26 protein-coding genes are annotated in these 25,516 nt (G+C 67.4%); 14 read left to right on the top strand and 12 right to left on the bottom strand.

The window, feature by feature from the left end; genetic code table 11:
* Positions 1–30: 30 nt before the first annotated feature.
* Positions 31–378, bottom strand: a complete 348-nt coding sequence (locus CEY09_RS01165) for an ArsR/SmtB family transcription factor (RefSeq protein WP_006224444.1) — start codon at positions 376–378, stop codon at positions 31–33.
* Positions 379–466: 88 nt separating this feature from the next.
* Entirely contained in the window at positions 467–883 is a 417-nt protein-coding gene (arfB, locus tag CEY09_RS01160; RefSeq protein WP_006224443.1) for an alternative ribosome rescue aminoacyl-tRNA hydrolase ArfB, read from the bottom strand.
* Positions 884–1,031: 148 nt separating this feature from the next.
* On the opposite strand from arfB, the gene CEY09_RS01155 reads away from it, so the two are divergent.
* From CEY09_RS01155 to CEY09_RS01120, 8 genes are all read left to right on the top strand, one after another.
* The gene (locus CEY09_RS01155; RefSeq protein ID WP_006224442.1) at positions 1,032–1,337 is read left to right on the top strand and encodes an NIPSNAP family protein; all 306 of its coding nucleotides are present in this window, start codon (positions 1,032–1,034) and stop codon (positions 1,335–1,337) included.
* A 128-nt stretch (positions 1,338–1,465) separates the two neighbouring features.
* Positions 1,466–2,098 (top strand): 7-carboxy-7-deazaguanine synthase, encoded by a 633-nt coding sequence (gene queE, locus CEY09_RS01150; RefSeq protein ID WP_006224441.1) that lies wholly within the window; start codon positions 1,466–1,468, stop codon positions 2,096–2,098.
* A gap of 28 nt (positions 2,099–2,126) precedes the next feature.
* Complete coding sequence (queD, locus tag CEY09_RS01145) at positions 2,127–2,570, top strand: 6-carboxytetrahydropterin synthase QueD (RefSeq protein WP_006224440.1); 444 nt, start codon at positions 2,127–2,129, stop codon at positions 2,568–2,570.
* A gap of 187 nt (positions 2,571–2,757) precedes the next feature.
* Entirely contained in the window at positions 2,758–3,234 is a 477-nt protein-coding gene (locus CEY09_RS01140; RefSeq protein WP_088587236.1) for a MarR family winged helix-turn-helix transcriptional regulator, read from the top strand.
* On the top strand, positions 3,231–5,294 hold the full coding sequence (locus tag CEY09_RS01135) for an FUSC family protein (RefSeq protein WP_088587235.1): 2,064 nt from the start codon (positions 3,231–3,233) through the stop codon (positions 5,292–5,294). Before CEY09_RS01140 ends, CEY09_RS01135 begins: the two co-directional genes overlap by 4 nt.
* Complete coding sequence (locus tag CEY09_RS01130) at positions 5,291–5,503, top strand: DUF1656 domain-containing protein (RefSeq protein ID WP_006224437.1); 213 nt, start codon at positions 5,291–5,293, stop codon at positions 5,501–5,503. The genes CEY09_RS01135 and CEY09_RS01130 overlap by 4 nt, the downstream gene beginning before the upstream one ends.
* A gap of 2 nt (positions 5,504–5,505) precedes the next feature.
* On the top strand, positions 5,506–6,423 hold the full coding sequence (locus CEY09_RS01125) for an efflux RND transporter periplasmic adaptor subunit (protein ID WP_006224436.1): 918 nt from the start codon (positions 5,506–5,508) through the stop codon (positions 6,421–6,423).
* Between the two features lie 58 nt (positions 6,424–6,481).
* Positions 6,482–7,903 carry an efflux transporter outer membrane subunit gene (locus tag CEY09_RS01120; protein WP_006224435.1) on the top strand — a complete coding sequence of 474 codons (1,422 nt, stop codon included), beginning with the start codon at positions 6,482–6,484 and terminating at the stop codon, positions 7,901–7,903.
* A gap of 24 nt (positions 7,904–7,927) precedes the next feature.
* Here the strand turns inward: CEY09_RS01120 and ypfH are convergent, their stop codons facing one another.
* Positions 7,928–8,632, bottom strand: a complete 705-nt coding sequence (gene ypfH / locus CEY09_RS01115; RefSeq protein WP_088587234.1) for an esterase — start codon at positions 8,630–8,632, stop codon at positions 7,928–7,930.
* 134 nt (positions 8,633–8,766) lie between these two features.
* Here ypfH and CEY09_RS01110 point away from each other — a divergent pair, with 134 nt between their 5' ends.
* Entirely contained in the window at positions 8,767–10,233 is a 1,467-nt protein-coding gene (locus CEY09_RS01110; RefSeq protein WP_088587233.1) for an amino acid permease, read from the top strand.
* Here the strand turns inward: CEY09_RS01110 and CEY09_RS01105 are convergent.
* On the bottom strand, positions 10,230–11,015 hold the full coding sequence (locus tag CEY09_RS01105) for a 2-keto-4-pentenoate hydratase (protein WP_088587232.1): 786 nt from the start codon (positions 11,013–11,015) through the stop codon (positions 10,230–10,232). The two genes, CEY09_RS01110 and CEY09_RS01105, sit on opposite strands and share 4 nt — an antisense overlap.
* A gap of 182 nt (positions 11,016–11,197) precedes the next feature.
* Here CEY09_RS01105 and imuA point away from each other — a divergent pair, with 182 nt between their 5' ends.
* The 3 genes from imuA to CEY09_RS01090 are packed head-to-tail and all read left to right on the top strand — an operon-like array spanning position 11,198 to position 16,548.
* Positions 11,198–11,902: a translesion DNA synthesis-associated protein ImuA gene (gene imuA / locus CEY09_RS01100; RefSeq protein ID WP_035212963.1), complete on the top strand. Its 705-nt coding sequence runs from the start codon at positions 11,198–11,200 to the stop codon at positions 11,900–11,902.
* On the top strand, positions 11,832–13,301 hold the full coding sequence (locus CEY09_RS01095; RefSeq protein ID WP_088587231.1) for a Y-family DNA polymerase: 1,470 nt from the start codon (positions 11,832–11,834) through the stop codon (positions 13,299–13,301). The genes imuA and CEY09_RS01095 overlap by 71 nt, the downstream gene beginning before the upstream one ends.
* Before the next feature lie 13 nt (positions 13,302–13,314).
* Complete coding sequence (locus CEY09_RS01090) at positions 13,315–16,548, top strand: error-prone DNA polymerase (RefSeq protein WP_167389991.1); 3,234 nt, start codon at positions 13,315–13,317, stop codon at positions 16,546–16,548.
* A gap of 28 nt (positions 16,549–16,576) precedes the next feature.
* Here the strand turns inward: CEY09_RS01090 and CEY09_RS01085 are convergent, their stop codons facing one another.
* Positions 16,577–17,845 (bottom strand): SGNH/GDSL hydrolase family protein, encoded by a 1,269-nt coding sequence (locus CEY09_RS01085; protein ID WP_088587230.1) that lies wholly within the window; start codon positions 17,843–17,845, stop codon positions 16,577–16,579.
* A 130-nt stretch (positions 17,846–17,975) separates the two neighbouring features.
* On the opposite strand from CEY09_RS01085, the gene CEY09_RS01080 reads away from it, so the two are divergent.
* Both CEY09_RS01080 and CEY09_RS01075 read left to right on the top strand, forming a co-directional pair.
* On the top strand, positions 17,976–18,890 hold the full coding sequence (locus tag CEY09_RS01080) for a LysR family transcriptional regulator (RefSeq protein ID WP_088587229.1): 915 nt from the start codon (positions 17,976–17,978) through the stop codon (positions 18,888–18,890).
* Positions 18,891–18,952: 62 nt separating this feature from the next.
* Positions 18,953–19,354 carry an I78 family peptidase inhibitor gene (locus CEY09_RS01075; RefSeq protein WP_088587228.1) on the top strand — a complete coding sequence of 134 codons (402 nt, stop codon included), beginning with the start codon at positions 18,953–18,955 and terminating at the stop codon, positions 19,352–19,354.
* Positions 19,355–19,390: 36 nt separating this feature from the next.
* Here CEY09_RS01075 and CEY09_RS01070 read toward each other — a convergent pair whose 3' ends face one another.
* The 7 genes from CEY09_RS01070 to CEY09_RS01040 all read right to left on the bottom strand — a co-directional run bounded on the left by CEY09_RS01070 (position 19,391) and on the right by CEY09_RS01040 (position 25,408).
* On the bottom strand, positions 19,391–20,356 hold the full coding sequence (locus CEY09_RS01070) for a LysR family transcriptional regulator (RefSeq protein ID WP_088587227.1): 966 nt from the start codon (positions 20,354–20,356) through the stop codon (positions 19,391–19,393).
* A gap of 45 nt (positions 20,357–20,401) precedes the next feature.
* Positions 20,402–21,136, bottom strand: a complete 735-nt coding sequence (locus CEY09_RS01065) for an amino acid ABC transporter ATP-binding protein (protein ID WP_088587226.1) — start codon at positions 21,134–21,136, stop codon at positions 20,402–20,404.
* Positions 21,137–21,150: 14 nt separating this feature from the next.
* Complete coding sequence (locus tag CEY09_RS01060) at positions 21,151–21,840, bottom strand: amino acid ABC transporter permease (RefSeq protein ID WP_088587225.1); 690 nt, start codon at positions 21,838–21,840, stop codon at positions 21,151–21,153.
* Positions 21,833–22,522: an amino acid ABC transporter permease gene (locus CEY09_RS01055; RefSeq protein ID WP_006224422.1), complete on the bottom strand. Its 690-nt coding sequence runs from the start codon at positions 22,520–22,522 to the stop codon at positions 21,833–21,835. Before CEY09_RS01055 ends, CEY09_RS01060 begins: the two co-directional genes overlap by 8 nt.
* A gap of 123 nt (positions 22,523–22,645) precedes the next feature.
* Positions 22,646–23,467 carry an ABC transporter substrate-binding protein gene (locus CEY09_RS01050; protein ID WP_088587224.1) on the bottom strand — a complete coding sequence of 274 codons (822 nt, stop codon included), beginning with the start codon at positions 23,465–23,467 and terminating at the stop codon, positions 22,646–22,648.
* Between the two features lie 61 nt (positions 23,468–23,528).
* Positions 23,529–24,731, bottom strand: a complete 1,203-nt coding sequence (locus tag CEY09_RS01045) for an aminotransferase class I/II-fold pyridoxal phosphate-dependent enzyme (protein ID WP_088587223.1) — start codon at positions 24,729–24,731, stop codon at positions 23,529–23,531.
* Complete coding sequence (locus CEY09_RS01040; RefSeq protein WP_006224419.1) at positions 24,728–25,408, bottom strand: RraA family protein; 681 nt, start codon at positions 25,406–25,408, stop codon at positions 24,728–24,730. The genes CEY09_RS01045 and CEY09_RS01040 overlap by 4 nt, the downstream gene beginning before the upstream one ends.
* Positions 25,409–25,516 lie beyond the last annotated feature (108 nt).

Below are 25,516 nucleotides of genomic sequence, written 5' to 3'. Positions count from 1 at the left end.
CCGGGCAACGGGCGCAACGTGTAGGGCTGACTACATATCCTGGTTCAACTGCCGCAGGAACGCGGCAATTACGGGTTCATTGCGACGGAAAAAGACCCACTGCCCCACTTTCGTCGCCGAGATCAGGCCCGCGCGCTGCAAGACGGCCAGGTGCGACGACACGGTCGACTGCGACAAGCCGCAGCGGTGATCGATGTGGCCCGCGCACACCCCATGCTCGAAGGTGTGGCCCGGGCGCTCTTCGAAATGCGCTTGCGGCGTCTTCAGCCAAACAAGAATGTCGCGCCGCACCGGGTTCGCCAGCGCCTTGAGGATGGCGTCGGCGTCGATAGCGGGCTGCACGTCGGTCTGATCGGGGGTTGAAGGGGATGCGGTCATATTTGTATATCGCAATTTATCGAATCATATATCGTTGTTGTCCGATATATAGTCATGCCCCTGTGGCGCATGGGGCTATTGGCCGGCCTCAGTCGCCCTGCACGCGCCCGCGCAGGCGCTTGACCTCGCCGTGCTGGACCTTGCGCTGCACCCGGCGGCGCTGGGACGACCGCGTCGGCTTGGTCGCGCGGCGCGGCTTGTCCACCTCAAGGGCGGACCGCAGTATGCCGAGCAGGCGTTCGATGGCCTCAACCCGGTTCTTTTCCTGGCTGCGGAAGGATTGCGACTTGATGACGATCACGCCCTCTTTCGAGATGCGGTGGTCGCTGACGGCGCAGACGGCGTCCTGGACCTCGGGCGGCAGGCCCGACGCACGGACGTCAAAGCGCAGATGGACGGCGCTGGAGACCTTGTTGACGTTCTGACCGCCCGCGCCTTGGGCGCGGATCATGGTGAACGTCAGGTCGCGCTCGTCCAGATAAAGGGAATCTTGGATGTGGAACATAGGCCGGGAGTCTACAAGATCAGGCAGGCGCCGGCGACGCGGCGCGCGCGGATCCGTTGATTGACGGCCATGCGCGTCGCTACAATGCGCCGGCCCTGCACGCAGGCCCCCCCCATCCGCCCCCCCCACCGCCCAGGCCCCTTTCCCCATGATCACCTGCTATTTGCGCTACGTCATCGACGCCAATGCGATCGCCGAGTTCGAAACCTACGCGAAGATGTGGATTCCGCTGGTCGAGCGGTTCGGCGGCACGCACCACGGCTACTTCCTGCCCTCGGAGGGCGCGAACAACATCGCGCTGGCGCTGTTTTCCTTCCCCAGCCTGGCCGCCTACGAAACCTACCGCCAGGACTCGCTGAAAGACGCCGATTGCCAGCAGGCCTACGCCTATGCCGTGCAAACGCGCTGTATCGTCAGCTACGAACGCAGCTTCTTCCGCCCCGTCTTCGAATAAAGGGGGTTCACCCCCAAAGCCGGCGCCGCGCGGGGTCTTTCGGCGCGCCGGCGCCGCTGGAAGTAAAATAGCGCGCTTTTGCTCGACTATTTACGGCGTCCGGCCACCCGCACCCGCCATTACCCCTTATGACCTACTCCGCCAAAGAAATCTTCAAGACCCTGCAAGGCGAAGGCGCCCACGCAGGCCGCGCGGCGGTATTTTGCCGGTTTGCAGGCTGTAATCTCTGGACGGGCCGCGAAAGCGACCGCGCCAGCGCCGCCTGCACCTTCTGCGACACCGACTTCATCGGCACCGACGGCGAAGGCGGCGGCAAGTTCGCCACGGCGGATCTGCTGGCCGACGCCATCGCTGCCTCGTGGGGCGCCGGCACGGAAGACCGCTATGTGGTCTTTACCGGCGGCGAACCCCTCCTACAGCTGGACGCGGCGCTGCTGACGGCCATCCATGCCCGCGGCTTCACCGTGGCGATCGAGACCAACGGCACCGTCAAGCCGCCGGCCGGCATCGACTGGATCTGCGTCAGCCCCAAGGGCACCGCGCCCATCGTCATCGAACGCGGCGACGAATTGAAGCTGGTCTACCCGCAATCGAATGCGCTGCCCGAAACCTTCGCGCATCTGGATTTCGAGCATTTCTTCCTGCAACCCATGGACGGCCCGGCTCGCGTGGCCAACACCGAACAAGCCGTCCAGTACTGTATGCAGCACCCGCAATGGCGGCTTAGTTTGCAGACCCACAAATACATAGGCATTCCATGATTTACCCCGACGCCTTGCGGAGCACGCGATGATTTCCGTGACCCGCAGGCTGGAATTCGACGCCGGCCACCGCATTCCCGATCACCGCAGCCAGTGCCGCAACCTGCATGGCCACCGCTATGTGCTGGAAATCACCCTGACGGGCGACGTGGTGCAGGCCCCCGGCGAATCCGACAACGGCATGCTGATGGATTTCTCCGAAATCAAGCACATCGCCAAGACCCATATCGTGGACGTCTGGGACCATGCATTCCTGGTCTATGAAGGCGACGCCGCCGTGCGCGGCTTCCTGGACAGCTTGCCCGGCCACAAGACCGTGGTGCTGGACCGCATTCCCACCGCCGAGAACCTGGCCCAGATCGTCTTCGACACCCTGGCGCCGCAATACCACGGCCACTACGGCGCCGACCTGCGCCTGACCCGCGTGCGCCTGTACGAAACGCCCAACTGCTGGGCCGACTGCAACGGTTGAGGGAAGGCCGGCGTTCGGAGGGCCATGCCCTTCAGGCCTATCCCCGCTAGCCCTCCCCCTGCGCTCACCGTCCCCGGTTTTCCACTGATGGAAAACCGCGCTCCTATCTAGCCAATTGAAAAAATCAATGGGAATATTCGCCATTTTCAATTATTAGTAAGCTAATAGATAGGATACAATCTATTCCATGAACTCACCTTCCGACTCCCAACTCATGGCTACCACCGCAAACCTGATGGTGCTGTCACGCGCTTATCGCGGCGCTGCCGACAAGGCGCTGGCCGACTACGGCCTGTCGCAAGCCACGGCCTGGCCCGTCATCCTGGCGGGCCGCCTGGGCGACGGCGTGCGCCAAGGCGCGCTGGCCGAAGCGCTGGGCGTCGAAGGCCCGTCGCTGGTACGCGTGCTGGATCAACTGGTCGCCGCCGGCCTGATGGAACGCCGCGAAGACGCCCATGATCGCCGCGCCAAGACGCTGCACCTGACGGAGGCCGGCCATGCGCTGCGCGCGCAGGTCGAAGACGTGCTGGTGGAACTGCGCCGCCGCCTGTTCCAAGGCGTCAGCGAAGCCGACCTGCAAGCCTGCCTGCGCGTCTTCGACGCCTTGAAGGTGTCGCTGGGCCGAGGCGCCACCGGAACACCCGCCCAGGACGATCAATCGTGAAACTGCCGAACGTCCGCGAAACCATCTTTTCGCTCAAGAGCTACCTAAGCGCCATCATGGCGCTTTATCTGGCCTACAGCATTGGTTTGCCGCGTCCGTTCTGGGCAATGACCACCGCCTATGTCGTGGCGCAGCCCTGGTCGGGCGCCGTGCGCTCCAAAGCGCTGTACCGCCTGGTCGGCACCTTCATCGGGTCGGCCGCCACCGTCTACATGGTGCCGCGGCTGTCGAATTCGCCTGTCGTCATGACGGCGGCGATGGTGCTGTGGGTGGGCGCCTGCCTGTACATGTCGGTGCTGGACCGCACGCCGCGGTCGTACCTCTTCATGCTGGCCGGCTACACCGCAGCGATGATCGGCTTTCCCAGCGTGACGGACCCGTCGCTGGTATTCGACACCGCGCTTGCCCGCGTCGAAGAGATCAGCCTGGGCATCGTCTGCGCCACGCTGATCCACAGCATCGTTCTGCCCCGGGGCCTGGCGCCCGCACTGACACTGCAATTGGACAAGGCCGTGCGGGACGCCCGCAACTGGATGCACGACACGCTCAGCGGCCAGAATGCCGAACAGCGCGACCGCGACCGCCGCGTGCTGGCCAACGACATCACGCAACTGCGTCTCTTGTCCACGCACGTGCCGTTCGATACCAGCAACCTGCGCTGGACCTCCGGCGCCGTGCGCGCCATGCAGGACCAGATCTCGGCGCTGACGCCGGCGGTGTCCGCCGTGGAGGACCGCCTGCGCGCCTTGCAGGCCAACGACCAGCCGCTGCCCGAACCCGTGTCCGCGCTGCTGCACGACATCTCCGAATGGATCAACGCCGGCGCCCAGGCGTCGCACGAGACCGCCGTGCAATTGCGCGCCGCCGTCACGACGCTGACGCCCGCCATCGACAGCCACTCTACGTGGCGCGACGCCTTGCTGGCCAGCCTGATGACGCGGCTGCGCGAACTGATCGACACCTATGACGAATGCCTGGCCCTGCGCCGCGAAATCCGCGCGGGCCTGCAGGGCGCTCCACTGCGTTCGCCGATGCGCCCCTCCCGCGGCGCCCGTGATCCCAACGCGGCGCTGCACCGCGACCACGGCATGGCGCTGCTGTCGGCGCTGGCCGCAGGCGTGGCCATTTCGGTGTGCTGCGCGTTCTGGATCGGCACAGCCTGGAGCAACGGCGCCACCGCCGCACTGATGGCCGCAATCTTCAGCTGCTTCTTTGCCTCGCAAGACAATCCCGTGCCCGGCATCATGCAGTTCCTGACCTATACGGTGTATTCGATCCCCGTGTCGGCGCTGTACCTGCTGGGCATCATGCCCGCCATCCATTCGTTCGAAATGCTGGCCCTGGCGATGCTGCCCACGGCCTTCATCCTGGGCATCTTCATCGCGCGCCCCGCCAGCGCCGGCAAGGCCATGGCCATGCTGTTCGGCTTCCTGGGCACGATGGCGCTGCAAGACACCAACACCGCGGACGTCGTGTCCTTCATCGACACGCAAGTCGCGCAGTGCATGGGCGTGGCCACCGCCGCGATCATCGCAGCCATCTTCCGTACGGTCAGCGCCGACTGGAGCGCTCGCCGCATCCAGGCCGCCAACTGGAAGGAACTGGCGACGCTGGCGAGTTCGCCCCGCGCCCAGTCGCGCCATACGTACGCCGCCCGCATGCTGGACCGCATCGGCCTCTTGCAGCCGCGACTGGCGCTGGCCAAGCGCCCTGACGACCTGGTCGCTGCGGACGCGTTGAAAGACCTGCGCGTGGGCCGCGACATCACGGAACTGCAGCACGCCCGCCGCCATCTGCCGATGGCCGAGCCCACGATCCAGCCCGTGCTGAACAGCCTGGCCCAATTCTTCCGCGCCCGTTCGTCGTGGCGCATCGGCGAGAAGACGCCGGAATTCCTGGCGCAGATTGACCGCGCGTTGTCCAGCGTGGCCGCCACGCCGCAAGGCCTGGCCGCCCGGGACCGCGCCGTGGTGGCGTTGGTGGGCATCCGCCGCGCCTTCTTCCCCGACGCGCCCGACTACCAACCCGCCCATCCCACGCTGGAGGGCCACGCATCATGATCGGCGAATTCAATCTTTACGGCATTTATTTCCCCTGGCTGCTGGTGCTGGGCATGGTCACCCTGGGCGTTGCCTGGGCCGTGCGCCGCGTGCTGGCCCGGGTCGGCCTGTACCGCCTGGTGTGGCACCCCGCGCTATTCGATCTGGCGCTGTTCGTGGTGCTGCTGTATGGCGTCTCCCTGATATCCCCTTATTTTCTCCAGAGATAGGTATGAAACTCCCCAATGCCCTTCGCCCTGCTGCTATCGGCAAGTTCGCGGTGACGGCCGTCGTCGTCGCCGCCGCCGCTTACGCCGGCTGGCAGCTCTGGGTGCACTATGAAGTCGAACCCTGGACGCGGGACGGCCGCGTCAAGGCCTATGTGGTCCAGGTGGCGCCCGACGTCTCCGGCCTGGTGACGAGCGTGCCCGTGCATGACAACCAGGACGTGAAGGCCGGCGACCTGCTGTTTGAAATCGACCGCGCGCGGTTCCAGCTGGCCTTCGACCAGGCCCAGGCCTCGGTGCGTTCGCAGCAGGTCGCCCATGACCAAGCGCTGCGCGACGCCAAACGCAACCGATCGCTGGGCCAACTGGTGGCGGCCGAAGCCGTCGAGCAAAGCCAGACCAAGGTGCAGCAGACCGAAGCCGCGCTGGCCCAGGCCGAAGTGCAGCTGAACACCGCCCGCCTGAACCTGGAACGCAGCCGCGTGCTGGCCGCCAGCGATGGGCGCGTCACCAATCTGGACCTGCGCGCCGGGTCCTATGCCTCAGCCGGCCGCGGCGTGATGGCGCTGGTGGACGCGGGTTCCTTCTACGTGGAAGGCTATTTCGAAGAAACCAAGCTGCCCGGCATCCACGAAGGCGACCCCGTCACGGTGACGTTGATGGGCGATTCGCGCCGCATCCGCGGCCACGTGGAAAGCATCGCCATGGGCATCGCCGACCGCGACCGCAGCACGGGCGCCAACCTGCTGCCCAACGTGAACCCCACGTTCAACTGGGTTCGCCTGGCGCAACGCATCCCGGTGCGCGTGAAGATCGACGACGTGCCTGACGGCGTGCGCCTGGTCGCTGGCCAGACCGCCACCGTGTCGGTCGACCCCAAGCCCGCGCAAGCGGCTTCGGCCGACACGCGCCAGCCGTCTTGAACCCCATTTCTGCAACCCTGTTTTTCAACCCTCTTATCGACGCCAAGCCGTACCTGCCATGAACACCAAACACTTCCTGCCGCTGATGCTGGCCCTTGCGCTGGCCGGATGCACCACCGTAGGCCCTGACTATCAGGTGCCCGCCGGATCGGTCGTCCAGCGACAGGCCGCCCAGGGCGCTTTCGTTGAAGCGCAGGCCGGCGTGTTCCAGCAGGAAGCGGTGTCCGGCCACTGGTGGCGCCTGTACAACGACCCGGTGCTGGACGGCCTGGTCGAGAAAGCGCTGTCGGCGAATACGGACTTGCGCGTGGCCAGCGCCAACCTTGAACGCGCGCAGGCCGCCGTGCAGGAATCCCAGGCGCAGCAGCAACCCACGATCGGCGTGAACGCGTCGCCCACCTTCGGCCACGTATCGGGCTTGCAGGAACTGCAGCCGGGCGTGAATCCGCCCAGCCGCTGGTCGTACTCCACAGGCGCCAGCGTGTCGTATCAGCTGGACCTGTTCGGCCAGATCCGCCGCGCCATCGAAGCCGCCAGCGGCGACGCGCAAGCCGCCCAGGCCGCCTACGACGCCACCCGCGTCACGGTCGCGGCCGAGACCGCGCGCGCCTACGCCAACATGTGCGCCGCCGGCATGCAACTGGCGTCGGCCCAGCACTCGGTACAGGTGCAAAAGGAATCGCTGGACGCCGTCAGCCGCTTGCAGCGCGCCGGCCGCGGCACCACGCTGGACGTCACCCGCGCGCGCAGCCAGCTGGAACAATTGCAGGCCAACCTGCCGCCCTTCCAGTCGCAGCAGCGCACCGCGCTGTACCGCCTGGCGGCACTGACGGGCCAGACGCCGAATGAAATCCCGGCGTCGCTGCTGCAATGCGCCGCGGCGCCGCGCCTGACCGATACCATCCCCGTAGGCGATGGCGCCGCGCTGCTGCGCCGCCGCCCCGACATCCGCCAGGCCGAACGCACGCTGGCCGCCAGCACCGCGCGCATCGGCGTCGCCACCGCCGACCTGTATCCGAAGATCACGCTGGGCTTGTCGGGCGCATCGGGCGGCCCCGCCTCGATGTTCGGCGACCGCGGCACCTTCGGCTGGAGCGTGGGTCCGCTGATCTCATGGACCATTCCGAACACGGGCGCCGTGCAGGCCCGCATCGCCGAAGCCGAGGCCAACACCAAGGCCGCCGTGGCGCGCTTTGACGCCACCGTGCTGAACGCGCTGCGCGAAACGGAAAGCGCGCTGGTCGTCTACGCCCGCCAACTGGACCGCGACGCCTCGTTGCGGGCCGCCCGCGACCAAAGCGCCGAAGCCGCGTCGCAGGCACGCCAGCTGTTCCAGTACGGCAAGACCGACTACCTGACGGTGCTTGACGCCGAGCGCACGCTGGCCACCAACGAAAGCGCGCTGGCCGCCTCGCAGGCCGAACTCAGCAGCGACCAGATCGCCGTGTTCCTGGCCCTGGGCGGCGGCTGGGAGAAGTAAACAGCCCTCAGCTGCGAAACAGGGTCAATGCACCGTGGCGCCGTCCGGCGGCGTCTGGTTCAGGCCCAGGGCCGCTTCCCAGGCGCGCAGCGGCACGCAGGTCTGCAGGCGCACGATGGCGCGCTGGATCAGTGCGGGATGCAGTTCATGGCCGACGTGGCTGGCGATGTCGATGGTGGAATCGCCATGCAGTTCTTCCAGCCGGGCCTGCGCGGCCTGGATGTGCGCCGCGCTCATCACGGGATCGTCGGCGCCGTGCAGCAGATGGATGGTGGTGTATTGGGGCGCGGCCTTGGGCAGTTGCGCGTAGCGGCCGGAGAACGCGATCACGCGCCCGGCCATGCCGTCGTGGGCCTGCACCAGTTCCAGCGCCATGATGGCGCCTTGCGAAAACCCGGCCAGCGCCGTGTCGGATTGCAGCAGGCTGAAGCGGGCCTGCGCTTCACGCACATAGGCTTCCAGGGGCGGCATGGCCTGCGCCACGCGTTCGGGGCGGTTGTCCTCGGTCACGCCACGCACCGAAAACCACTGCCGGCCTGCCGCGCCTCCGTCAAAGGGTTCGAACCCTTCGGGCACCAGGACCGCCGCGGTGGGAAACGCCGTGCGGACCGCTTCGGCCATCGGCCGCAGGTTTTCGGGCGAACCGCCCACGCCATGCAGCAGGATGAACAACTGGCGCACATCGACGCCGGGTTCGGGAAGGAATTCAAGAGAACTGGAAGACGCCATGAGACTGCTCCGTGCTGGCATAAGACCGGTGGGCTACGCCCTGATGACAGCATTGTAAAATGCGCGGCTTAAAGCGGACGGCAGGCAGGCTTTGAGCCGGATTACCGCCGCAACGGCCTTCTTTTACCCCTGTAATGCAAACACCGACAACCGACTCGGGCGCCACGCCTGCGAGCCAGAATCAGCTGCACCGCGTGCTCAAGGCACGCCACCTTACGATGATAGCGCTGGGCGGGGCCATCGGCACCGGCCTGTTCGTCGCCTCCGGCGCCGCCATCGCCCAAGCCGGCCCGGGCGGCGCCCTGCTGGTCTACCTGGTGATCGGCCTGATGGTGTATTTCATCATGACCAGCCTGGGCGAACTGGCCACCTTCATGCCGGTATCGGGCTCGTTCTGCACCTATGCGTCGCGTTATGTGGACCCGGGTTTCGGTTTTGCACTGGGCTGGAACTTCTGGATCAGCTGGGCCACGGTGGTTGCCGTGGACGTGGTGGCCGCCCAACTGGTCATGGCGTACTGGCTGCCGGACACGCCAGGCTGGATATGGAGCGTCGCCTTCCTGGCGCTGACCTTCGGCCTGAACGCGTTTTCGGCTCGCAGCTTCGGGGAAGCCGAATACTGGTTCGCCATCATCAAGGTCGTTGCCGTCCTGTGCTTCATCGCGGTGGGGCTGGGCATGCTGGTGGGCATCATCCATAGCGGCGACCCGGTCGGGCTGGTCAACTGGAAGGTCGGCGACGCGCCGTTCGTGGGCAACGCGGCCACCTGGGTCGGCGTGGCGATGGTGGTGGCCTATTCCTTCCAGGGGACCGAACTGGTGGGCGTGGCCGCGGGCGAATCGGAAAATCCGCGCCGCAACGTGCCGCGCGCCATCAACAACGTGTTCTGGCGCATCCTGCTGTTCTATGTGCTGGCCATCCTGATCATCGGCCTGCTGGTCCCCTACACCGACCCGCAACTGCTGCGCAACGAAGTCGAGGACATCGCCGTCAGCCCGTTCACGCTGGTGTTCCAGCATGCGGGGCTGCTGTCGGCCGCCACGGTGATGAACGCCGTCATCCTCACGTCCGTGCTGTCGGCCGGCAATTCGGGCATGTACGCCGCCACGCGGATGCTGTTCAACATGGCGGCCGAAGGCCAGGCGCCGGCCCTCTTCAGGCGGCTGACCGCCAACGGCGTGCCGCTGTATGCGCTGCTGGCCACCACCGCGCTTGCCTGCCTGTGCCTGTTCAGCGTCGTGTACAGCCCGAAGGCGGTCTACATCTGGCTGCTGAATTTTGCGGGCATGACGGAATTCATCGTGTGGCTGAGCATCGCGGTCAGCCACTACCGCTTCCGCCAAGGCTACGTGAAGCACGGCTATGACACGGCCGACCTGCCCTACAAGGCCGGCCTGTTCCCGTTCGGCCCGCTGCTGGCCTTCGTGCTGTGCCTGGTCGTGACACTGGGCCAGAACTACCAGGCCTTCCTGGAAGAACGCATCGACTGGATCGGGGTGGTGTCGACCTATCTGGCCATCCCGCTGTTCATGGCGCTGTGGATCGGCCATCGCGTGGTGAAGCGGTCGCGCTGGGTCAAGTACGCGGACATGCGCTTCTAGAGGCTGAGCGTCAGCTCCTGGTCGAGGTAGGTGGCGCGCAGGACGTGCCCTGCCCCCACGATATCGAAGGGTTTGCACATGGCGCCGGTGGAGACGATCTCGCCGGCGCGCAGCGTCACGTTCCGGTCGGCCGCGTGCGCGTAAAGCGCCGCCAGCGAACGCAGCGGGTCCGTCACATCGTCGCCGGTCTGCGCGCGGGCCTTGACCTGCCCGTCCAGCGACACCGCCGCCGACGCGTCGACCTGACGCAGCAGATCGGCATCCAGGCCGTCGCTGAACGGTGCGCTCACGACCAGGGCCTCGAACCCGACGTTGTCGGCCACGAAACTGGGCCACCCCACCGCGCGGCGGTCGACGAAGCGCGAACGCACCAATTCGAACGTGACGCAGGCGTGACGGATGTCGGCGGGATCGACCTCGCGCCCTGCTAGCGGGGGAAGGTCGCGCGCCAGGACGAATGCGATTTCGCATTCCACGGTGACGGGCGCGTTCAAAGGCAGACGCACCTGGGCGCCCGAGCGGTGCAGGCGCTGTGCTTCCAGCTGGCCGATCAAGGGCCGCGACAGGTTGCCGGCGCGCAATTGCGCCGGACTGCCGACCCCCAGTTTCCATCCGCCCCGCACCCCGCCCGCGGCGCGGAACAGCGCGTCCTGCGCGGCGTAGCCTTCCGCCAGGGTTTGGGGCCGCAGCGCCACGGGAAGGGCCTCGAGCTGGGTCTCGCGGCGCCATTGGTCAAGCAGGAGTTCCGCGGTGGCGGCGGGGTCGAAGGGGGAAGTCGGCATGGGCAGGGAAAAAGGGGGGGAATGTTACGGGCGCAAGTCCTTGGGGCGGCAACCCGAACCGGGGCCAGATCACATGATAGCGATATCGTCCGGGACGCTCCACGGGGGGCTGGAAGGCCGGTACAATACTGTATATTCATACAGCATAAGCCTTCTCTTTCCCGACCCGGGCCTTACCCGCCATGCAGTCCCCTGAACGTATCCACCCCGCGTTGTGGCGCGCCACCCAGATGGCCAAAGGCGCCGCCCGCAACCTGCCCACCGGGCACGCTTCGCTTTCCGCCGAGTTGCCGGACGGCGGCTGGCCGTTGGGTGCGTTGATCGAACTGCTGACCCCGCACCCCGGCATCGGCGAAATCCGCCTGCTGCGCCCGGCGCTGGCCCAACTGGAAACGCGCCGGCGCATCGCCCTGGTGCAACCGCCGCACGCCCCCCATATCGCCAGCTGGATGAGCTGGCGGCTGGATCCCCGGCAGTTGCTGTGGGTGGCGCCGCAAAAGCCCGTCGATACGCTATGGGCCACCGAACAGATCCTGAAGAACGGCAGCTGCGGCGCCCTGATCTGCTGGCTGCCCCACGTGCGCCCCGAATCCCTGCGCCGCCTGCATCTGGCGGCCCAGGCCAGCGATTTGCTGTTCATCGCCGTGCGCCCGGCCAGCGCGGCGCAGCACGCCACCCCCGCCCCGTTGCGGCTGGCGCTTGCGCCCGCTCCGGGCGGATTGTCCGTCCACATCCTGAAACGCCGGGGTCCGGTCTGCGACACGCCGCTGTACGTCGCCCTGGAACCCGGCGCCCTTACGCCTTCTTCCCCCCGCCATGCGCCTTTGGATCGCCGTCTTCCTGCGCTGCCTGCCGCTGGACGCACTACGCCCGCACTGGCCGCTTGAGGGGCAGGCGTTCGCCGTCCTGGACCAGGAACGCGTCGCCGCCCTCACCCCCGCCGCCCGCCAGGCCGGCGTCAAGCCGGGCATGCGCCGCGCCGGCGCGGCGGCTATCGCCCCCGACGTCGAACTGTTGCCGCGCCAGCCCCAAACCGAAGCCGACGCCCTGCTGGGCGCGGCGCTGGCCCTGCTGCAGTACACGCCCGAAGTCGCCCTGGCCGGCGACGACACCGTGCTCCTGAACGTGGGCGCCAGCCTGATGTTCTTTCGCGGCCCGCGCGCGCTCAGCCAGCGGGTCCGCGCCACGTTGCAGGCCCTGGACCTGCGCGTGGCGCTGGGCATGGCCCCCACCGCCACGGGCGCGTGGTTGCTGGCGCACCGCCCCGGCCGCCGCGTGCCCCGGCGCACCTTGACCCTGCCCACGCTGACGCGCCGGCTGGACGCGTTGCCGCTGGCGCTGCTGCCCCAGGCGCAACCGCGCCGGGACTGGCTGGACGACATCGGCTGCCATACGCTGGCAGACCTGCGCGCCCTGCCGCGCGCCGGCCTGCAACGGCGCAGCACGCCCGACCTGCTGCAAGCCCTGGACGCCGCCTATGGGCAGGCGCCCGAACTCTATCGCTGGATCGAACCGCCCCACCAGTTTTCGCGGCGCCTCGAACTCACGGACTACGTCGAGCACACCGACGCCGTGCTGGCGGTGGCGCGCCGGCTGGCCGAACAACTGGGCGGCTGGCTGACCGCCCGGCAACTGGCGGTGCAGCGCGTGGTGCTCAGCATGGAACACGAACGCGGCCGCCACGCCCGCCCGCCTACCGAACTGGAACTGGCGCTGGCGCAACCCGTCTGGCAGGCGCCGCAGCTCTTGCATCTGCTGCGCGAAAAGCTGAACCACTTCACCCTGGAGGCGCCCGTCATCGCCGTCGCGCTGCAGGCGCCCGACACGGTCGAGCAGCCCGCCGCCAGCACCACCCTGTTTCCCGAACCCGGCGGCACGGCGGCCGACCACGCCCGGCTGCTGGACCTGCTGGTGGCGCGGCTGGGCCGCGACCAGGTGCGCCACGCCCAACCCGCCGCCGACCACCGTCCCGAAGCCGCCAATGCCTGGGGCGACGCGCTGGCGCCCCCTCACCCCCCCGGCCCCTTGCCCTCCTTGCTGGACCGCCCCTTCTGGCTGCTGGAAACGCCGCTGCCCTTGAAACTGTCGGGCCATCGCCCCCAGTACGGCGGCCAGGCGCTGCGGCTGATGCGCGGCCCCGAACGCATCGAAAGCGGCTGGTGGGACCCCGCCCTGACGGTACGCGACTACTTCGTGGCCGAAGACGCCGCCGCCGCGCGCTACTGGATCTACCGCGAGCGCGACGCAGAACACGCGCGCTGGTTCCTGCACGGGCTGTACGCCTGAGGCCGTCCGCAGCATGCACGACGACTCCTTCGACGCGCTCGATCCGTCCGACCTGCCCGCGGCGCTGCCCGGCTATGCCGAGCTGCAATGCCAGTCGAACTTCTCTTTCCTGCAAGGCGCCTCACACCCGGAAGAACTGGCCGCGCGCGCAGCCGAACTGGGCTACGCCGCGCTGGCGCTGACCGACGAATGCTCGCTGGCGGGCGTGGTGCGCGCCCATATGGAAGCCAAGGCCCAGAAGCTGCCGCTCATCATCGGCGCCACCTTCCAGCTACGCGCCGCCCCGGACGCCGCGCCGCTGGGCCTGACCCTGCTGGCACAGACCCGCGAGGGCTACGGCAACCTGTCCGAACTCATCACACTGGCCCGTACCCGCGCACCCAAGGGCGAATACCGGCTGGCGCCGGAAGACCTGACCGATCCGCCCGAGGGCTATGCGCATTTGCGCCAGTTGCCCGAATGCCTGGCCATCCTGACGCCCGCCTACGGCATCGACGCCGACCGCCTGGCTGAACAGGCCCGCTGGCTGGCGCGTGTCTTTCCGCACCGCGCCTGGGTCGGCCTGAACCTGCTGTACCAATCGCGCGACGATCTGCACCGCGCCGCCGTCGAAGGCGCCGCCCGCGCGGCGGATTTGCCTATGGTGGCCGTCGGCCAGGTGCAGATGCACGTGCGGTCGCGCAAGCCCCTGCACGACACGCTGACCGGCATCCGCACCCGGCAGCCCGTTTCCCAATGCGGATACGAACTGTCCGGCAACGCCGAACAGCATCTGCGCACCCGCATGCGGCTGGCCACGCTGTACCCGCCCGAGGCATTGGCGCAAACGCTGGCGGTGGCCCGCCGTTGCGCATTTTCGCTGGACGAACTGCACTACGAATACCCCGACGAAATCGTGCCGCGCGGCCACACGCCGGCCTCCTACCTGCGCCAGGAAACGCTGGCGGGCGCGGCCCGCCGCTTTCCCGCCGGTGTCCCGGACCTGGTGGCCGAACAGATCGAAAAGGAACTCGGCCTGATCGCCGACCTGCACTACGAAGCCTATTTCCTGACCGTCTACGACATCGTCCTGTATGCGCGCAACGAAGGCATCCTGTGCCAGGGCCGCGGGTCGGCCGCCAACTCCGCCGTCTGCTATTGCCTGGGCATTACCGCGGTGGACCCGATGCGCGGCAACAACCTGTTCGAACGCTTCATCAGCAAGGAACGCAACGAGCCCCCCGACATCGACGTGGACTTCGAACACCAGCGCCGCGAAGAGGTCATCCAGTACATCTACCGGAAATACGGCCGGCAGCGCGCCGCGCTGACCGCGGTGGTCATTTCCTACCGGCCGCGCAGCGTGCTGCGCGATACCGGCCGCGCGCTGGGCGTGGACCTGGGCGTCATCGACGCCGTGGCGCGCGCCCATCAATGGTGGGACGGCAAGAAAGAAATGCTGCGCACGCTGGGCGCCTGCGGCCTGGACCCTGAATCCCGGGTGGCGCGGCAATGGGCGTCGCTGGCGCAGACCATGATGGGCTTTCCCCGCCACCTGTCGCAGCATCCCGGCGGCTTTGTGATTTCACGCGGCAAGCTGTCGCGCCTGGTGCCGATCGAAAACGCCGCCATGGAAGACCGCAGCGTCGTGCAGTGGGACAAGGACGACCTGGACGCGCTGAAACTGTTGAAGGTGGACGTGCTGGCGCTTGGCATGCTGTCGGCGCTGCGCCGCACCCTGGAACTGGCCGGCCAGCGCCGCGGCCAACCGCTGACGCTGCAGGACATCCCCGAAGGCGACGACGCCACCTACGACATGATCTGCGACGCCGACACGGTCGGCGTGTTCCAGATCGAATCACGCGCGCAGATGACGATGCTGCCGCGCCTGCGGCCGCGCAAATACTACGACCTGGTCGTGCAGGTGGCTATCGTGCGGCCCGGGCCGATCCAGGGCGGCATGGTCCACCCCTATCTGCGCCGCCGCCAGGGCAAGGAACCCGAAACCTACCCCAGCGAAAAAGTACGCGGCGTGCTCAGCCGCACCATGGGCGTGCCCATCTTCCAGGAACAGGTGATGCAGATCGCCGTGGTGGCCGCGGGCTTTACGCCGGGCGAAGCCGACCAGTTGCGCCGGTCGATGGCCGCCTGGAAGCGCAAGGGCGGCGTGGACAAATTCCGCGTCAAGCTGGTGGGCGGCCTGCTGGCGCACGGCTACACGCTGGACTTTGCCGAAGCGCTGTTCCGGCAGGTGGAAGGTTTCGGTGAATACGGTTTTCCGGAAAGCCATGCCGCCAGCTTCGCGCTGCTGGCGTACTCCAGTTCATGGTTGAAGCGGCACGAGCCTGAAGCCTTTCTGGCCGCCCTGCTCAACTCCCAGCCCATGGGCTTTTACGCCCCCGCGCAACTGGTGCAGGACGCCCGCCGCCATGGCGTCTGCGTGCTGCCCGCGGACGTCACCGTCAGCGGCTGGGACTCAGCCTTGGAAGCCCTGCCGGACGGCCACCCCGGCACTCGCCGCAGCGCCCGCCCGCACGCCCCCGGCCCCGACGCCCCGCGCCCCGCCGTCCGGCTGGGCCTGAGCCTGATCCAGGGCATGCGGGAAGACGCGGCCCGGCGCATCGAGGACGCGCGCGCGCAGTCCTCTTTTGTCGACACCGGCGACCTGGCCCGGCGCGCCGCGCTCAACCGCCATGACCTGAACGCGCTGGCCGCCGGCGATGCGCTGCGCACCCTGGCGGGCCACCGGCGCCAAGCCAGCTGGGAAGCGGCGGCCAGCGTGCACAGCCGCGACTTGCTGCGCGACGCCGCCATCGAAGAAACCCAGGCGCCGCAGTTGCAGGCGCCATCGGAAAGCCAGACCGTGGCCGCCGACTACCGCAGCGTGGGCCTGACGCTGCACAGCCACCCGGTGGCGCTGCTGCGGGACCAATTGGCGGCCCGCAATTTCCAGCCCGCCGAAGTCCTGAACCGCTACCCAGACAAGCGCGTGGCGCGCGCCTGCGGCATCGTCACCGTGCGTCAGCGGCCGCAAACCTCCAAGGGCGTGATTTTCGTGACGCTGGAAGACGAGACCGGCCCCGTCAACGTGGTCGTGCGGCCGGAACTGATCGAACGCCAGCGTCGCGAACTGCTGGGCGCCAAGCTGTTGGGCGTCTACGGCGCCTGGCAAAGCGTGGACGGCGTGCGCCACCTGATCGCGCAACGGCTGGTGGACCTGTCCGACCTGCTGGGCGGGCTGGCCACGCAAAGCCGCAACTTCCATTGACGGACGACCCCGGCGCCGCACAGCCCGGCTATCGCCCGAACAGGATGCCGTCGTCCAGCGCCTGCGCCATCGCCTGATAGCCCGCGTCCCCGGGATGCAGATGATCGCCCGAATCGTAGGCGGGCAACAGGCGCGCGGGATGCGATGGGTCCCGCAGCACGGCGTCCATATCCACCACGGCGTCGAACACGCCGCTGCTGCGGATCCACCGGTTCACCTCGCGCCGCACCGCGTCCTTGGCCGGGCTGTAGTGGCGGGCCAGCGGCGTGCCGTGCAGCGAGCCCTCGTAGGGCGCGATGGTGGCCCCGACGATGCGCACGTTGCGGGCGTGCGCGGCCTCGGCCAACTGCCGGTAGCCCTCGGTCAGCCGCGCCGCGGTCATCGGTGCGTCGCCGGGCGCAAACCCGCTGTCCGGCCAACCGATATCGTTGATGCCCATCAGCAGGACCACCGTCCGCACGCCGGGTTGCGACAGCACGTCGGCCTCGAAGCGCGCCATCGCGTTCACGCCCATCTTGTCGCCCCACACCCGGGCCCCCGAAATGCCCGCATTGACCACGCCCACGCCCTGCGGCGCCAGCCGGCGGGCCAGAAAATCCGGCCAGCGGCGGTTGGCGCCGGGTGTCGATCCGTTGCCGTCCGTCAACGAGTCCCCGAACGCCACGACGACCGGGGTGTCGGCCGCGGTTTCCACCCAGACGCCCGCCAGGAACGCCCGGCCCTGCAACGCGGCGGCGCCTGGCAGGTCCGGTGCGCCGCTGGCATCGCCCGGCGCCAGCGCCGCGGTTTGCTGGGCGCCCCAGTGGAACGTCGCCACCGGCGTCGGCTGCGGGAAATAGGTGCTGATGGCCAGTTCGCTCAAGGCGGCAACGGGCAGATCCACCGGATCGCTGATCGCCTGAGCGCCCGGCGCAATCGTGACGCCCGGCTGACCGCCAAAGCGCAAGACGCGATCCGACGCGGGGTCGATGGCCGCCCCCGCCCGGGCCCGCGCAATCCGCGCGGCGCCGATCACGAGCGGCTGTGCGCCGTATCGATTGGACAACACCACCCGCAGGCGCCTGCCGCCCAGGCTGATTTTGACGGTCTCGCGCAACGTCTGGTCCGCCACCCGCGCCGGCATGCCGGTCGGCAGCACGAACGACGTGTCCCATAACGGCTGCGGGCTGGCGAACCACGAACTAACCCAGGACGATTGCGGCGCGGCCGCGGTAGCGGCCGCGTGCGTGGCGGATGGATGCCAGACCAGGCCCGTGGCGGCCAGGCTGGCGGTGCGGACGAAAGAACGGCGGTTCATGGCGGGTGGCATAGGGACTCCTGGAAACGGATAGCGGTTTCAACCGCGACACCGTCACGATAGGTTCTTCCAAACCATGCCGGTAGAGCCGTAAAATGCATACCACTTCTTCCAAAATGGAATGCTTACCATGGATACCCTGCGCGCCATGCGGGCCTTTGTGCGTGCCGTGGAACTCGGCACGCTGTCGGCCGTCGCCCGGGAACTGGGCTTGAGCCAACCGGCGCTGAGCAAGATCGTGGCCGCGCTGGAGAAAGACCTGAACGTGCGCTTGCTGGAACGCAGCACGACTCGCGTTGTGCCCACCGAACAAGGCAAACGCTTCTACGAACGCGCCAACCGCGTGCTGGAGGAATATGCCGAAGCCGTGGCCGACGCCCGTGGCCAAACGGAGCAGCCCGCCGGCTTCCTGCGGGTCAACGCCCCGGTCGCACTCGGGCAGTTCCGGCTGAATGCGCTGATCCGGGAATTCCTGGACGCCTATCCCGACATCCAGGTCGAATTGATCCTGAACGACCGCTTTGTCGACCTGGTGGAAGAAGGCGTGGACGTGGCGCTGCGCCTGGGCGGCGACCTGCCGCCCAATGCCATCGCCCGCAAGGCGGCCCTGTCGCCGCGCCATCTGGTGGCGGCGCCTTCCTATCTGGCCCGGCACGGCAAGCCCCGCACGCCTGAGGACCTGACCGCCCACGATTACGTCCGGTTCGCGTGGCTGCCAGACGGCGACACCCTGGAACTGCACCACGGTGCCTCCCGCGCCACCGTCCAGACCCAGGGACGCTACCGCGTCAACAACGCCCTGGCCATCCGCGAAACGCTGGCGATGGGAGCCGGCCTGGGACTGTGCCCCGCCTGGCTGGTCGAGGACCTGGTGGCCGACGGGCAATTGCTGCGCGTTCTACCCGAATGGAGCGGCGCGCCGCAAGAGGCTTTCCTGATCTACCCCTCGCGCCGCTACCAGGCGTTGCGGGCCCGGTTGCTGATCCAGTTCCTGGCCGACCGGCTGCCTGCGCTGCCCGGCATGCAGCCGGCCGGCGGCCCCTGATTACAGTCCGCCCCGGCTGGTCTATCATGGCTTTTTTGTCGCGTAGTTGTAAGGAGCTTTACATGATCCGCAAGCTGATCCCTTTCCTTCTGGTTGCCAGTTTGAGCGCATGCGCCAATACGGGAACGTCGTCGTCCAGCAGCGCGCCGGCAGCCTCCAGCTCCTCCAGCGCGTCAAGCTCCTCGGGGACGTCCGGCGGCGCGAGCTATGGCGGATCCTCCTATGGATCGTCGTCAAACATCCCCGGCGCCACCAGCGGCAAGACGTGCGATGCCGGCGCCCTGCAATCGCAGATTGGCCAGAAGGCCACCCAATCTGTCATGGAAGACCTGCGTTCGCGCAGCGGCAGCACGACCGCGCGCATCCTGCGCCCCGGCCAGCTTGTCACCATGGAATACAACGCGACCCGCCTGAATCTGATCGTGGACGACAAGGACGTCATGACGGCGATCCGCTGCGGCTAAGACCGTCTTGGAGGCCGGCGCCCGCCGGCCTGCCGCCTAGGCTTGGCGCCGCAAGGCGGCCGGCGGCACGTGGGGCAGGAATGCCCCCGCCACTTCGAACGCGCATTCCTCGCGCGCAATATCGATCACCCGCGACACGATCGGGTTGACGATGTTCTTCTTGTGCACGGCGTAGTAATTGATGGTGGGCAGGTCCGGCTGCACGTTCAACTGGCAGAGCGCGCCGCGCTCGACCAGCGGCGCGAAATACGCGCCCGGCAGATAGCTGATGCCCAGGCCCAGCATCGTCAGCTGCGCCATCATCCCCAGGCTGTTGCAGGTCAGCACGCGCTTGACCGGCAGGCCCTGCTCGGCGAACCACGCGTCATACAGATGCGACAAGGCCGAATTCGTAGGCTGCGAAATCACGGGATACGGCGCCAGGTCCTGCGGCGTCAGGCGGGCTGCGAAATCGATGTCCAGCGCGGGGCTGGCCATCCAGACATTGGTGACGGCGCCCAGATGCGTGCAGTCGTACTGGTAGCTCCAGAACGGCCCGGGCATGATGGCCAGGTCGATCTGGTCCTGCTCCAGCCTTTCGTACAGCGTGATGCCGCCATCGATCTCGGGCATCAGCTGCACGCGGGGGTAGCGCTGGCTGATCTGGTTGATCAGCCGCGCCAGCCAGGTCATGCCCACCAGTTCGGTCACGCCCAGCCGCAGCACGCCTTCAAAACTGGCCGGATCGGCCATGTTTTGCACGATGCGGCTGTTCAGATCCAGCATTTCGCGCGCCAGTTCGAAGAGCTTGCGCCCTTGCGGCGTCATCACCAGCTTCTTGGCCCGGCGTTCGAACAGGGGCGACCCGGCAAACGCTTCAAGCTCGCCCACCCGCTTGGCCACTGCCGACTGCGTGGTGTGCAGTTTGCGGGACGACGCGCTGAAGCTGCCCAATTCGGAGCTCCAGTAAAAAGCCTCTAGCTGTTTAAGGGTGTACATCGCGGCGGTCGATGCCAAACGCATGGAAACCCTCACCTTAACATCGCCGCCACGCTGCCTGCTGCGACCTTAGCCGCGCGGATGCAGGATGTCGGCCAGGAAGCGCTGCGCGCGCGGATGGGATGGCGCGCTGAAGAAGCGCTCGGGCGTATCCATTTCCAGGATCTCGCCGCCGTCCATGAAGACGACCCGGTCGCAGACGTCGCGCGCGAAGCCCATTTCGTGGGTCACGCACACCATCGTCATGCCGTCCTTGGCCAGTCCCTTCATCACCTGCAGCACCTCACCCACCATCTCGGGGTCCAGCGCGCTGGTCGGCTCATCGAACAGCATCACCGGCGGTTGCAGGGCCAGCGCCCGGGCGATCGCCACGCGCTGCTGCTGTCCGCCCGACAAAGCCCCCGGATAGGCGTCGATCTTGTGTTCCAGGCCCACACGTTCCAGCAGGCTTTTCGCCAGCGCCACGGAGTCCTTGCGGGACTGCTTGCGGATGTTCACGGGCGCGAAGATCACGTTTTCCAGCACGCTCATGTGCGGGAACAGATTGAACTGCTGGAACACGAAGCCGATCTTCTGCCGCAGCGCGTTCAGGTTCGCGCCCTTGGCGTAGATGTCCGCGCCGTCGATCAGGATGCGGCCCTTTTCGATGGGCTCCAGGCGGTTGATCGTGCGGATCATGGTGGACTTGCCCGACCCCGACGGGCCGCACACCACCAGCACTTCGCCGCGCGCTACCGACAGGTCCACGTCCTTCAGCACGTGATGCGCGCCATACCACTTGTTCACTTTTTCAAGATTGATCATGTTTTGTCCTTGCTTTAAGCCATGGCGCGCGAGCGGCGGATACGCAGGTCCAGCCAGCTCAAGCCGCGGCTCAGGCTGAAGCACACCAGGAAATAGATGATGGCCAGGATGCCGAACACCTGCAGCGGCTGGGTCAGCACCAGGTTGTTGACTTGGTTGGCCGCGAAGGTCAGTTCGTTGACGCTGATGACATAGCCCAGCGACGTCTCCTTGACGGTCGACACGAACTGGCTGGTCATGCTGGGCAACACGTTAAAGAGCGCCTGCGGCAGCACCACCTTGCGCATCGTCGTCCAGTAGCCCACGCCCAGCGAACGGGACGCCTCGATCTGGCCGCGCGGCACCGCCTCGATGCCCGAACGGATCACTTCCGACAGGTACGCGCTTTCATAGACCACCAGCGCGAAGATCAGCGTCCAGAAGCCGCTGACGACCTGGCCGGTCAGTTTCGGCACGACGAAGTAGGCCCAGAAAATCAGCATCAGTAGCGGCATGCCGCGCACCACGTTGACCAGCGCCTTGCTGGCCACGCGCAGCCAGCCGAACGGGCTGACCCGGGCCAGCGCAATCAGCAGCGCCAGCGGCATCGACATCGCCAGGCCCAGTGCCGCCAGGATCAGCGTGAGGACCAGTCCGCCCAGCGGGCCGTTAGGGTATTGGCCGACCAGCAGCGTGGGCCAGTATTGCAGTAGCAGATCAAGCACCGTGGCCTCCGCGGTTCAGACGATAACGGGCGTAGATGCGCGATCCGACCGCCATGATCAGGAACGATCCCAGCAGGTACATGATCGTCGCCGCGCCGAAGGTGGCGAAGGTGCGGTAGGTCTCGTTTTCGATCTCGCGGGCCTGGTAGGTCAGTTCCATCACGCCGATCGCCATGGCCACGCTGGTGTTCTTGAACAGCAGCAGCGCCCGGCCCACCAGCGGCGGGATGGAAATGCGCACGGCCTGCGGCACGATCACGAAGCGCATGCACTGCAGATAGCTGGCGCCCAGCGCCCGGGCCGCTTCGAACTGCGTGCCCGGGATGGCGCGCAGCCCGCTGCGGATGTCTTCGGCGATGTAGGCGGCCGAGCCCAGCGCCAGCGCGATCGCCGCCAGCGACATCTCGGCGTTGTGCTCGTACAGCCACATGCGAAAGCCCTCGGGCAGCAGTTCAGGCATGCCGAAGTACCAGAACAGCACCTGCACCAGCAGCGGCACGTTGCGGTGGTATTCCACGTAGGCATCGACCACCCAGCGGCACGGCGCCAGGTTGGTGGCGCGCACCACGACCAGTGTCACCGCGATCGTGAAGGCCATCACCCAGGCAACCAGGAACAGCTGCACGGTGACCAGCATGCCGCTGGCCAGCAGCTGGTATTGGGAAGCGTCAAGTAGGCTCATAAAGCAATCAATCTCCTGCAATCGCGCGGCCCACGCCAAACGTCACGGGCTCCGGCCGCCCGCCTGGGCGGACGCCGGAAACCGTGACGGGGACATGCGGGCCGCGCTGGGGTCAGCGGTCTTTCAGCTGGCGATGGGGCCGATCTTGAAGCCGCGTTCCAGCTTGTACGGCGTTTCGGGGCCGAACCACTTGTCAAAGAGCTTGGCGGCCGCGCCCGAGCTTTCCGCTTCATCCAGCGCCTGGTTCACGGCCTGCAGGAAACGCGGTTCCGACTTGCGCACGCCCAGGCCCCAGGGTTCGTCGAACACCGACTTGGCGATCACGCTCACGGGCGCGGTCGGCGGGCTCTGCAGCACCAGGCGCACAAGCACCAGCTCAGAGGCGAACTGCGCATCCACCTTCTTCTGCTGCAAGGCCAGATAGGTGGCCGAGCTGTCGCCGTAGCCGATGACCTGGGACTTGTTCAGGATGCGCTTGATCTCGCGCTCCGAGCTGGAGCCCTTGGTGGCGCCGACGCGGCGGCCGTTCAGGGCTTCCACGGTGTCCAGCCCCGAGTCCTTGCGCACCAGCAGCTTCTGCGGGCTGACGTAGTAGGCGTGGCTGAAGGCGATCTGTTCGGCGCGGTCAGGCGAATAACCCAGGTTGGCCGCCAGGATGTCCACGCGGCCTTCGTTCAGTTCCGGCACGCGCGCCGCCACCGACAGCAACTTGTAGTTGACCTTCACGCCCAGCTTGTCGGCGACGAGCTTGCACACGTCGACGTCGTAGCCCACCAGTTGGCGCGTGGCGCCGTCCTGGAAGCTGAACGGCTGCGAGGTGCCCAGCGTGCCGCAGACGAGTTCGCCGCGCGCCTTGATGTCGTCGACCTGATCGGCCTGGGCGGCGGCGCCCAGCGCCAGGGTGGCCAGGCCCAGGCAGGCGGCGAAGAGAGTGTGGCGTTTCATGGTTGATTCCCCTTGTCTGTTTGTGTGGTGGTCGTACTGGAATGAAATGCGTGGCGCCGGCTCAGGCCAGCTTGGCGCAGGCCTCGCGGATGGCGGCGCATCCCTGCTGGATATCGTCCAGGGACGCGGCGAACGACAGCCGGAACGTGCCCGGCGCGCCGTAGGCGTGGCCGTCGATGACAGCCACGCCGGCCTCGCGCAGCAGATAGTGCGTCAGGTCGGTGTCGGTGGCGATCACGTCCCCGGCAGGCGTCTTCTTGCCCAACAGACCCGAGCAGTCCGGAAAGACGTAGAACGCGCCTTGCGGCACGACGATTGCCAGGCCCGGCGCGCCGGACAATTCGGCGATCGCCAGGTCGCGGCGTTCGCGGAAGACTTGGGCGAACTGGGTCACGCAGTCCTGCGGACCGGACAGCGCTTCCAGCGCCGCAGCCTGGCTGACGGACGATGCGCCCGACGTGCTCTGGGACTGCAGGATCGCCATCGCCTTGATGAGTTCATCGGGGCCGGCGCCGTAGCCGATGCGCCAACCCGTCATGGCGTACGCCTTGGACACCCCGTTGACCACCAGCGTGCGGGCGGCCAGTTCCGGCGCGACCTGCAACGGATGCACGGTCGGTTCGCCGGTGAAGTTCAGGCGGGCGTAAATGTCGTCGGTCATCAGCCATACGTGCGGATGGCGCTTGAGCACGTCGGTCAGGCCGCGCAGTTCGTCGGCCGTGTAGACCGAGCCCGTCGGGTTGCTGGGCGCGTTCATCATCAGCCACTTGGTGCGCGGCGTGATGGCGCGCTCCAGCGCTTCCGGGGTGACCTTGTAGTCCGTGGCGGGCGAGGTCTGCACCGCGACCGGCGTGCCGCCGTTGACCAGCACCATGTCCGGGTACGACACCCAGAACGGCGCGGGAATCAGCACCTCGTCGCCCTCGTTCAGCGTGGCGGCCAGGCCATTGAAGATCACCTGCTTGGCGCCGGTAGAGACGATGATCTGTGCCACGGGGTAATCCACCCCGGTCGCTTCCAGCAGATGGCCGCGCGCGGCGCGGCGCAAGGCAACCGTGCCCTGCGCGGGCGGGTATTTGGTTTCGCCGCGGTTCATGGCGGCAGTGGCGGCCTGGCGGATGTGTTCCGGCGTCGAGAAGTCGGGCTCGCCGATCGTCAGGTCGATGATGCGGCGGCCCTGCTCGCGCAGTTCGGCGATGATGGCGCGCGCGGCGACGCTGGGCGACAGCTTGATGCGCTTGATGCGGTCAGCGACGATGCTCATTTGGCGGCTCCCATCTTCTCGGCCAGGGTCTTTTCCAGCCAGGGCTTGGTGTAGGTGCCGGCGCGCAGCTTTTCCTTGGCCACGGCTTCGTCCGCTTCCTTCTTCTGCGCCAGGGCCAGCACGGCCGCGGCGAATTCGGCGGGGATCACCACCACGCCGTCGGCGTCGCCCACGACCACGTCGCCCGGGTTGACCACCTGGCCGCCCACGGACACCGGCACATTGATTTCGCCCGGGCCATCCTTGTACGGGCCCTTGTGCGACGCGGCGCGCGCGAAGCAGCCGAATTCGCCCTGGGCGAAGACGTCCAGGTCGCGTACGGCGCCGTCGATCACAAAGCCCTCGATGCCGCGCGATTGCGCATCCATCATCATCAGTTCGCCGACCAGCGCGTTGCTGGTGTCGCCGGCGCCATCGACGACGATCACGTCGCCCGCGCCGCCCAGCGAAATCGCCTTGTGGATCATCAGGTTATCGCCCGGACGGGTCTTGACGGTCAGCGCCAGGCCGACGGTGCGACGCGTGCAGGCATGCATCGGGCGCAGGCCCGACACGCCGTACAGGCGGTTCATGCAGTCGCTGATCTGGGCTGAGCCGATGGCGGCGAAGCCGGCCAGCACGTCGGCCGAGACGGCCGGGCCGGAACGGGGAAGAATGCGGTATCCGATGGGATTCATGAGGGAGTCTGGGGTAGATGCGTGGACAGCGTTAAGCGAACACGCATTACAAGGCCCCAGGGGGTGTTCCTCAAAACGATATAAATTCCCAGCCATTCAGGAATTTTA

The organism is Achromobacter marplatensis, from assembly GCF_002209535.1.
GTDB classification, from domain to species: domain Bacteria; phylum Pseudomonadota; class Gammaproteobacteria; order Burkholderiales; family Burkholderiaceae_B; genus Achromobacter; species Achromobacter marplatensis.
Note: the sequence above shows the minus strand (reverse complement) of the source record. Positions and strands in the feature narration are given on the sequence as shown.